Here is a 9,588-nt window from a genome sequence, read left to right on the forward strand (position 1 = left end):
AACCCAACAAATCACCCGCAAACCGACCACACAAACAATTCACCCCGTCGTCCCCCTGCTGCTAGCCTACAGCCCGTCGGATGCCAAGCTAAACAGCAGAACCCCTCCTCTGCCCCATCGAGTACCTGCACTGCCTCTACAGCCGCTTGCCAGAGGACGATCCAGCCATCTTCGGCTAGGGATGCCAACACCCCACTTTTGGGCTGAAATGCCACATCGATGACATTCCCACTGCCGAGTTCTAGCACCCAACTCTCCCAGTCCAAAGGAGTCTTGACCCATACCGACACTATTTCGCGGGTAGAAGCGGCTAGCAACGGTGGAAAATTGGTGTCAGGGGGCAGATCTGCCCAAGCTAATCGATTGACCTTACCAGGAAAACCACTCATCCGCATCGGCATATCGCTTTCATCGACTGATTCTTGCTCCAGATATTGAGCTTTTGACCAGTCCAATACGCCCACGCTGCGATCGTATATGGCACAAGCTAAATTAGCACCATCTGGCGACCAAGCCAGGGTAATGGCAGGTGAGTTCAATTCCCACTGATACAGCCGAGCGTCCCATTTGTGACTATTCCAGATGTGAATATCATTTTTGGTCGCTACCGCTAAGTGTTGACCATTGGGCGACCAGCACAAATCTTGGGGACTAGCAACCCCTGGTAAGTTTGTAACGACTTCCGCCCGATCTGCATCCCAAATCTGGACGGATTTGCCCAGATTAAATGCCAGATGATTGCAGGTTGGACTCCAGACTAATCGATAGACGCAAGAGCCAGATTCGATCGTGTCGAAAAGTTCGGGGATCTTGCTGTCGATCCGCCATAAGGTAATATTGCCATCTAACCCGCCCGCAGCTAGCCATTTACCATCATGCGAGAAGGCTAGAGCATCAATGGAATTACCAGTCGGCGGACACAAGGCTCTACCCATAAAACTCTTGAGTAAGTGAACTTCGCCATTACAACAAGCCGCAGCTAAAGTATTATCGATCGGCGACCACGCGATCGCACTCATATAATCAGATAATTGTGTAGTCGCGCTCAACTCCAAAATCGGCTGTTCGATGATGTCTTCTTCAGCTAAATTGGGTTTTTTCATATATGAATCCTATCGATTTATTACCCATTACTCGTTGGATAAATCTGTTACTCCAAACAGTTATTGAGACTTTGCATGAGAAAAAGTTTATCGAGCTTGCGACCGATTAAGACCATTTGATTTTGCGGCGGAGTCGTCCATTCACTATCATCGATCGAGAAGCGTTTACCACTCAGTTGAAATATATGTCGGAGTGGACTTTCATCAAACCAGAGAATTCCTTTGGCCCGAAATACATTTTCTGGTAGTTGATAATCGAGAAACTGTTGAAACTTCTTCAACACAATTGGGCGATTGCTTTGAAAGGATACTGACATAAATCCATCATTCTTCAGATGTTGAGAACCCGATTCAGAATTTGCTAAACTTTCATTAAAAAAACCTGGAGCGGCAAGATTGGTATCGAGTAGTAGAGATAGTGGAACTTTGCTATGTGCCGATCGTAAAATTCGCGCCCCCTCTTTAACAGACTTCAAAAAGTCTTCGACCTTATTTGCTTTTTCCTCAGAAACTAAATCGGTTTTATTGAGGATAATAATATCGCCACAAAAGATCTGGTCGATCGCCACATCGCTGTTATAGTGTTCGCTCGGTGTAAAAGATTCCGCATCGACGATAGTAACGATCGAATCTAAATGTGTAAAATCTCGTAACTCGGTACCTAAAAACGTCATGGCGATCGGTAATGGATTGGCAACACCTGTCGTTTCAATTACCAGATAATCAATTCGATCGCGTCGAGTCAAGATCCGATATACAGCATCAGCAAAATCATCATTAATCGTGCAGCAGATACAGCCATTCGTCAGTTCGATCGTGTTTTTATTATCGTCATCATTGCCAACTTTAACTAATAATTGACTATCGATGTTAATCTCCCCAAATTCATTGACTAAAACAGCAACCTTATAGCCCTCAAAATTTTGAATTATATGATTGAGCAGTGTAGTTTTACCGCTACCCAAAAATCCCGTCACGATCGTTACAGGCAACTTTCGCGGTGGTGCATCAAGTGTATCTAGCATAAATAAATTGAATATTAAAAAAAGATATCTTCGCTATCTATAATTGGATTACCCCACCTCTTCCCAAAGGCTAGGGTGAAAAATCCCCTCCTCGGAGGGGTGCCCAAAGGGCGGGGTGGGTAGATCCCCGCCACCACCCCAAAACCCCTAATGAAAAGATGCCCGATGACGAATGAGATCCATAAACTCCTGACGAGTTTTAGCATCCTCCGCAAACACACCCTGCATCGAACTCGTCACAGTCCAAGAACCAGGCTTCTGCACCCCGCGCATCACCATACACATGTGAGTTGCTTCAATCACTACCGCCACCCCTTGTGGCTTTAACAACCCCTGAATTGCATTAGCAATTTGGGAAGTCAATCGCTCTTGTACTTGCAACCGACGGGCATACATTTCACAAATCCGAGCAATTTTAGACAAACCAATCACCTTCCCATTTGGGATATACGCAACATGAGCGCGTCCGATAATCGGTAAAATATGGTGTTCGCAAGAGCTAAATAGATCGATATCTCGCACCAATACCATTTCATTTGCATCTTCATGAAATACTGCTCCATTGAGCAATTCATCCAGCGATTGATTGTAACCAGAAGTCAGGTATTTAAGAGCCTTAACGACTCGTTTGGGAGTGTCGAGCAGCCCTTCTCGATCTGGATCTTCACCTAGCCCGATTAGCAGTGTTCTTACTGCTTGCTGCATCTCTGCTTCAGACACGGGAGGTTTGGATTCAGTACTAATGAGCTGCTTACGCATATCGTCAGGTGAAATAGATAATGTCATTTTGAATGTTAGGTTGACTAATTAAAGATTGAAGATTGAATTGCAATGTTAAGAGTTAAGCAAAACAATCCGTTAAATGCTGTCGAAGATTATCGGCATCTAAATTGCGCCCAATGAACACAAGCTGATTTTTAGGTGCAGATTGCCACGGCTCACCATTGAGATTGAACCGCGCACCACTAAGTTGAAAAATGTGCCGATCTTCACTATTGGTAAACCATAAAATTCCTTTGGCTCGAAAAACTTCTGAAGGTAGATGCAGTTGCAGGAACGTTTCAAATTTCTTGACATCAAAAGGACGATTTCCTTCAAATGCGATCGAGACAAAACCATCATTATCTAAGTGACTAGAATGGTGATGATGGTGCTCGTGAGCATGATGTTCGTGACTGTGAGAATCGTGTTTTTCATGTGCATGTGCATGTTCGTGTTGATGAGCCTCATGAGATTCATGACTAGCGTGTTCGCGAGCATGATGTTTATGACTATCTTGCTTAGATTGCTCGATTTCTTCTTTAACTAAATTTGCATAATCATTTGGGGTATTGTACTCTACATCCAAAACTAGATTGAGGGGTACTTTTCCATGTTCGCTATGCAGGATTCTCGCACCTTCTTTGACAGACTTAATATAAGTCTCCACACTCAAAACCTTCTCGGCACTTGCCAAATCTGTCTTGTTTAAAATCGTAATATCAGCATAGGTAATCTGTTTGAATGCTGCTTCACTATCGAAGTGTTCGGGTGTGAATGTTTCTGAATCTACCATCGTCACGATCGAATCTAATCGCGTCATATCCCGTAGCTCTGTCCCCAGAAATGTCAAAATAATCGGCAACGGATCGGCGACTCCAGTAGTTTCAATTACCATGTAGTCAACCTTATCTTCCCGCTCCAACACTTTGTAAACTGCTTCTACTAAATCCTCATTAATGGTGCAACAGATACAACCATTACTCAGCTCTACCATCCCTTCATCGATCGATACAAGTAGTTGACTGTCGATATTAATGTCACCAAATTCATTGACTAATACGGCAACCTTTAAACCCTGTCTATCGCTCAAAATATGATTTAGTAGCGTAGTTTTACCACTACCTAGAAAACCAGTAATAATCGTCACAGGCATTCCTCGTTTGGGAATTTTGAGCTTAGCTGTGGCTGGATGCGTTATTGTTTGGGTCATGTAGATTTATTAAATTAAATGGCAAGGCATTCAGTTAATTGCATTCTAATCGTCTCGGCGTTCAAGTTTCGTCCGATAAATACTAGTTGATTAGCATTGGGTGGCGGCGAACGATTGGCAAATTTTCCTACAGAAATGCTTTTCATTTCATACCTTTTACCACTCATTTGCAAGACATGACGCAATTTACTACCCTGAAATTTGAGCATACCTTTAGCTCGATAAATATCTGAAGGTAATCGGTCGAGAAAGTCCTGAAACTTAGGTAGAATTAGCGGGAGATCGCTCTCAAATGAAACTGCGATGAATCCATCATTTTCTAGATGATGAGAATGCTCGTGACTCGATTTGGACGATCTGAGAGTAGTATTAACTCCCACATCTAGAATTAATGGTAATGATACTCGCCCATGTTGAGTAGTAATAATTCTAGCTTTTGGGGCGATCGATCGAATATAATTATCCAACTCATTGACAACTTCAGCAGTAACTAAGTCGGTCTTATTCAACAGAATAATATCGCCAAAAATCAGTTGGTTTAATGCAGCTTCACTATGATAATGCTCAGATGTGAATGATTCTACATCTACCACCGTCAGCACCGCATCAAGCCTAGTCACCTGCTGTAAATCTGTCGTGGTAAAACTCCGTACAATCGGCAATGGATCGGCAATTCCTGTCGTTTCAATTACCAGATAATCGATCGATTCAGTCCGACTTACAATAGCCCAAAGCGCATCAACTAAACTTTGATTAATCGTACAGCAAATACAACCATTAGCTAATTGCACCATGTTTTCATCCACCGCTACCAATAACTGTGAATCGATATCGATGTCTCCAAACTCATTTACAATTACAGCAACTTTCAAACCCTGCCGATTATTGAGAATGTGGTTGAGCAGTGTTGTTTTACCACTCCCAAGAAAACCCGTCACGATCGTCACAGGTATTTCAGCTTGAGACTTCAACACTGAATCTAGACAACTCTGTGCGACTAAATTGGACATACTTGTCTCCTTAATGCGAATAAGTCTCCGTCAAGTGACAAACTAATGCTCTCTTTTGCATCATCTGATAAATATTGTAAAACCCATTAGCACGAGAGGGAGTCAGGCTGACATCTAGTCCAGTTTGTTGAATAAAATGCGGTGTTAATTCCATGATTTCGGTAGGAGTCAACCCATCCAATCCTGCCACTAATAAACCTACCAATCCCTTCGTGATTTGGGCATCGGAATCGCCCTGAAAACTGACCTTTCCCGCAGCAACCGTCGCAATTACATAAACTTGCGATGCACAGCCGCTAACTCGGTTCTTAGGGATTTTCTGGTCTTCGGGGAACGGTGGAAGCCGTTTGGCAAATTGCAGCAGGTACTCATACCGCCGTTTTGACTCGGATATTTGTTGGAAACGTTGGATGATTCGCTCCAATGCGGGTGGTAGTGGCTGGGAGAGTGGCGACATATCAATCTGAGGCGAACCATTCTGAAAATAATGATAATCATTATCATGATATCGGATCTTCACCTAATTTGACAGATAGAGTGATAATCGCCTCTGGCATTCCCATCAGGTAGACCTACGAGGAGGACATCGATCGATCGATATGTCGCCACTAGGTCTGTTTTCGATCGAGTCCACATGCTTGCAAGTAAGTAAAAATTGCCCGAGACAGTGAAGACCAGTTGCGGGTCTAGCACGATCTCCCAATGTTGCGATCGCAATTTTAGCTCTTGGTTTTGTCAGTATGAAGTAAATGGTACCTAAATCGATCGATTGTTTGGTAATTTAATCATACTCAAAGCTCTTTCGATTGGTACCGCGATCGAGCTAAATTATAGTCACACATCTTCTAGACGTTCGATTCTATAATAAAGTTTGCTGACATAATCTATTCCCATAAATTTGACTCGATCGATGCCGACTAAAAAGCTCTTTAAAATTTTAATTTCTTGCCTAATCTGGTGGCAAATCGCCACTCAGCCCAGCACTGCACTCATCCAGTCTAAATACTACAGCTATCGACAACCCAGCTTCGACGGTACGGGCAAAGTCTACATGGGTAGAGAAATCGCTCAGGTGATGGGACATCAAGGTGCAGGTTGGTTAGAGCGTCCAGATCGCGCTACAGAGGAACAACCCCAGCAAATGGTCGCAGCATTGGGACTCAAATCTACAGACGTTGTAGCCGATATTGGGGCAGGTACGGGCTATATTTCGCAGCTCATCGCGCAACAGGTGCCGGATGGCAAAGTATTAGCTGTCGATGTGCAGCCAGAAATGATCGAACTATTGAAACGGCGGATCGATCGAGCTAAGATCGCCAATATTCAAACCCAACTGGGTAACGAACAAAGTCCCGAACTAGCTCCCGAAAGTATCGATCTCGCCATCATGGTTGATGCCTATCATGAGTTCGGTTATCCTCAAGAAATGATGACGGGGATTGTCTCAGCACTTAAACCAGGCGGACGCATCGTGTTGACAGAATATCGCGGTGAAGATCCGAAAGTTTTCATCAAGCCACACCACAAGACTACGCAAAAACAGATCGAGCGCGAAATGAAGGCTGTAGGATTAAAATTGCTGAAAAATGAAAGTGTTTTACCTCAGCAGCATCTCTTCTTTTTTGGTAAGCCGTAATCGATATCAACTAGATGAAAACGAACAGAGCTAAAAGTAAATAAGCAAAAAAAACTAGCTAAATAGATCGATCGACCATAGATTATAATTAGGGGACAACCAGCTATTGAGGTCGATCGAGATGGATCTCTCAGTTACTTTAGACCAAATCAAAGCCATGAGTGTTGAAGAGCGAATTCACCTCATCCAAGCTATCCAGGCTACTATTCCTGACGAGAAAACCGATCCTATCCCATTCCAGGTAGATCGAAATTTTCCAGCCGCAGCTTGGGAAAAAGCTATGCGGCAAATTGAAGCGAATCAACCACCATCGCTCGTTGGCGAAGCCTCTCCCGTGGAGAATCGATTGCTGCAATCGTGGGAAGATGAGGGTGACTCGGAAGAACACTTAGAAACTTGGGAATTCTTGCATCAAGCTTTGGATGCAGATAGAATTAGCAATCGACCCCTATTTCCATGAGCCAGATCGTATTATTAGATACTGGAATATTGGGAATGGTTACAGATCCTAAAGCTAATTCATTTACCTAACGGTAGGCTACGCCAACGATGGAGATGTAATTCTTGCCGCTCAAGCAGTGTTAATTCAATTAGAAGGTCATAACGTCACGATCGCGACAACTAATGTCAACCATTTAAGCCGTTTTATCTCAGCAAAAACTTGGGAAGAAATTTAGCTCTATTCCAGATTCGAGCGATCGCGAAAATAGTTCGTTTACCAACAGATAGCCCCTACCGTCAAAATGCACTAGAACTATTTTCCAACTTGAAGATCGTTCTAGAAAATAAACAAAATAAAGCACCAGAAGAAACGGAGTTAATGATGAATTTATCACCATTATATCTCGAACAAATCGATATTGCTACTCAAAAAGGTCGTAGTGAAGAAGGGAAATCCTTAATAATTAGAATGTTAACGCGTAAGTTAGGCACACTCGATCCTAACTCGATCGCGCTGATAAATAATCTGTCTCTAGAGAACATAGAATCTCTAGGCGACGCACTATTAGATTTCAATACCGCCACCGATTTGACAGCTTGGTTAGACAAATCGCCCAGAGGTATACAATAAGGCATAAGTTTGGACGATCGCGCCAACAACATCCTCCTCCACCCCCTGACACTCCTATGTCCACTAACACGCTCGAAATTTCACTCGAACAATACTGTGAAATGACCGTTAGTGGCATTATCGCCCCCGACGATCGCGATTCTAACAAACTAGTATTAATGACCCCCGATGGTTGTCAGTTTCGCGCTGCACCATTGGGAGATGTCAGTATCGGCGCAGGGAGCAGACAATGGCGCGTTATCCCGATTATGCAAACTGATGGGAATATTACGCGGTTGCAAATCATTGAAGAACATGCTCCTAGCGCGCTTGAAGGCGATCGATTCCTTTGTGTGGGTAGAACCAATCAAGTCAGTCGCAAGCACAATACCGTCTCGCTTAAAATCGAGCGTCCCGGCGAACCAACGATCCGTCCGACACTGTTCGATCCGCCTCCTGCTGTCAAATCTGGGCAATTGTGGCAATTTGTCGCCCAGCGCGTGGGGATGACACTGGAGATTATTTCAGCCGAACAGCTCGACAATTTAGCAGCCGAAACGGTAACTAAATCGCTGCCCAGTGTTGCCCCTAAGACCATTCACAAGCCTCGAAATCCAGATAATGCTCGATCGAGTGAAATTAAATCGCTCGCGCTAGCAGCCCTAAATCAGGAGCTGAACGATCGCGATTGGGAGCTATCCCTCACTAGAGTTAAGGAACCAACCTGGGAATGGGAAGCACAAAGTTTAGTTCCCTTAGATCTGCGTGCCAGAGTCCAGGTAAATGCGCGGACGAAGGTGGCGCGAGTTTACGCGTATCCGCATCAGAGTACGTTTGGCAGTTCGGCTACGCTCACTGATGGAGAGACGGGGAGACTGGGGGATGGGGAGACGGGAGAATTAGCAGCAGAAGGCGATAAATATCTTGACAGGTTAATTGTCACCCCATTGGGTGCAGCCAGAGGCATTGGTGCGTCTTGTTTTCGGGTGCAAATTGGGCCGTATGAAATCGTGATGGATGCGGGGACTCGCCCGAAAGGGAGCGATCCGTTACCAGCGTTTGAGTTATTAGAACGTCCTAATTTAATCCTAATTACGCACGCACACCTCGATCATATCGGCGCGTTGCCGATCTTCCATCGGGACTTTCCAGAGGTGCCGATGATTTGTACCCACGGGACGCGAGAAATCGCCCATGTGATGCTCACTGATGGTTTGAAGGTGCAGGCGGCGCAGCAAAAACAGGGTAATGAAGATTTCGGACAGGTATTTACCGCCGACGATCTCGATCGAACCCTCTTCACCCTGCAAACTCAACCCGTCGGCGTGGACTTTTCCCCCTTACCAGGATTAACCGTGCGGTTCATTCATGCTGGGCATATCGTCGGCGCAGCTTGCATCTACATGGAGTACGGCAATCGATCGATCCTCTATACGGGCGACTACAATACCACCAGCAGCCGCACCGCAGAGGGCTTGAAACTGGCCGATTTACCCCAGGCGGACATCTTAATCACCGAATCTACCTATGGCTCCGATACCCACCCTTCCAGACGCACCCAAGAGAGCGATCTGATTAAAGCGATCGTCGAAGTCGTCGCGAATGGTGGTAATGTCTTAATTCCCGCCTTTGCACTCGGACGCGCACAAGAGATTATTCTCGCCATCCGCACCAGTGCCCTATTCCATAGCGTCAATGTCCCCGTCTACATCGATGGATTAGTCCGCGAAGTCACCGACTTATTCCAAACGCAACTAGACTTACTCCCCGCCGCCGTTCAAAACTTCGCCA

10 protein-coding genes are annotated in these 9,588 nt (G+C 44.9%); 4 read left to right on the forward strand and 6 right to left on the reverse strand.

Translation table 11 applies throughout. From position 1 onward, the window contains the following. Nucleotides 1-11: 11 nt before the first annotated feature. The 6 genes from RMO52_RS10780 to RMO52_RS10805 all read right to left on the reverse strand — a co-directional run bounded on the left by RMO52_RS10780 (nt 12) and on the right by RMO52_RS10805 (nt 5,567). On the reverse strand, nt 12-1,103 hold the full coding sequence (locus RMO52_RS10780) for a WD40 repeat domain-containing protein (RefSeq protein WP_310413876.1): 1,092 nt from the start codon (nt 1,101-1,103) through the stop codon (nt 12-14). Nucleotides 1,104-1,150: 47 nt separating this feature from the next. Beyond that, nucleotides 1,151-2,128 (reverse strand): GTP-binding protein, encoded by a 978-nt coding sequence (locus RMO52_RS10785; protein WP_310413880.1) that lies wholly within the window; start codon nt 2,126-2,128, stop codon nt 1,151-1,153. Nucleotides 2,129-2,275: 147 nt separating this feature from the next. Continuing rightward, on the reverse strand, nt 2,276-2,914 hold the full coding sequence (gene folE / locus RMO52_RS10790; protein ID WP_310413883.1) for a GTP cyclohydrolase I FolE: 639 nt from the start codon (nt 2,912-2,914) through the stop codon (nt 2,276-2,278). Between the two features lie 55 nt (nt 2,915-2,969). Then, a complete protein-coding gene (locus RMO52_RS10795) occupies nt 2,970-4,100 on the reverse strand; it encodes a GTP-binding protein (RefSeq protein WP_310413887.1) in 1,131 nt (376 codons plus the stop codon). 14 nt (nt 4,101-4,114) lie between these two features. Further along, nucleotides 4,115-5,110 carry a GTP-binding protein gene (locus tag RMO52_RS10800; RefSeq protein ID WP_310413890.1) on the reverse strand — a complete coding sequence of 332 codons (996 nt, stop codon included), beginning with the start codon at nt 5,108-5,110 and terminating at the stop codon, nt 4,115-4,117. Nucleotides 5,111-5,120: 10 nt separating this feature from the next. Continuing rightward, complete coding sequence (locus tag RMO52_RS10805; RefSeq protein ID WP_309741856.1) at nt 5,121-5,567, reverse strand: SufE family protein; 447 nt, start codon at nt 5,565-5,567, stop codon at nt 5,121-5,123. A gap of 453 nt (nt 5,568-6,020) precedes the next feature. On the opposite strand from RMO52_RS10805, the gene RMO52_RS10810 reads away from it, so the two are divergent. The 4 genes from RMO52_RS10810 to RMO52_RS10825 form a co-directional block, all read left to right on the forward strand. Beyond that, on the forward strand, nt 6,021-6,746 hold the full coding sequence (locus tag RMO52_RS10810; RefSeq protein ID WP_309741855.1) for a class I SAM-dependent methyltransferase: 726 nt from the start codon (nt 6,021-6,023) through the stop codon (nt 6,744-6,746). A gap of 121 nt (nt 6,747-6,867) precedes the next feature. Further along, nucleotides 6,868-7,206, forward strand: coding sequence for a hypothetical protein (locus tag RMO52_RS10815; RefSeq protein ID WP_309741854.1), 339 nt, complete (start codon nt 6,868-6,870; stop codon nt 7,204-7,206). A 201-nt stretch (nt 7,207-7,407) separates the two neighbouring features. Beyond that, nucleotides 7,408-7,818: a DUF4351 domain-containing protein gene (locus RMO52_RS10820; RefSeq protein WP_310413893.1), complete on the forward strand. Its 411-nt coding sequence runs from the start codon at nt 7,408-7,410 to the stop codon at nt 7,816-7,818. A 56-nt stretch (nt 7,819-7,874) separates the two neighbouring features. Continuing rightward, on the forward strand, nt 7,875-9,588 hold a 1,714-nt coding region (locus RMO52_RS10825; RefSeq protein WP_310413896.1), incomplete at its 3' end, for an MBL fold metallo-hydrolase.

Origin of the sequence: Chamaesiphon sp. OTE_8_metabat_110 (genome assembly GCF_031382685.1) — a bacterium.
Taxonomy (GTDB): domain Bacteria; phylum Cyanobacteriota; class Cyanobacteriia; order Cyanobacteriales; family Chamaesiphonaceae; genus Chamaesiphon.

Bases quoted from the DNA above. Each gene is read 5' to 3' on its own strand.
- RMO52_RS10780 (WP_310413876.1), bottom strand. From the start codon at position 1,103: ATGAAAAAACCCAATTTAGCTGAAGAAGACATCATCGAACAGCCGATT.
- RMO52_RS10785 (WP_310413880.1), bottom strand. From the start codon at position 2,128: ATGCTAGATACACTTGATGCACCACCGCGAAAGTTGCCTGTAACGATC.
- folE (WP_310413883.1), bottom strand. From the start codon at position 2,914: ATGACATTATCTATTTCACCTGACGATATGCGTAAGCAGCTCATTAGT.
- RMO52_RS10795 (WP_310413887.1), bottom strand. From the start codon at position 4,100: ATGACCCAAACAATAACGCATCCAGCCACAGCTAAGCTCAAAATTCCC.
- RMO52_RS10800 (WP_310413890.1), bottom strand. From the start codon at position 5,110: ATGTCCAATTTAGTCGCACAGAGTTGTCTAGATTCAGTGTTGAAGTCT.
- RMO52_RS10805 (WP_309741856.1), bottom strand. From the start codon at position 5,567: ATGTCGCCACTCTCCCAGCCACTACCACCCGCATTGGAGCGAATCATC.
- RMO52_RS10810 (WP_309741855.1), top strand. From the start codon at position 6,021: ATGCCGACTAAAAAGCTCTTTAAAATTTTAATTTCTTGCCTAATCTGG.
- RMO52_RS10815 (WP_309741854.1), top strand. From the start codon at position 6,868: ATGGATCTCTCAGTTACTTTAGACCAAATCAAAGCCATGAGTGTTGAA.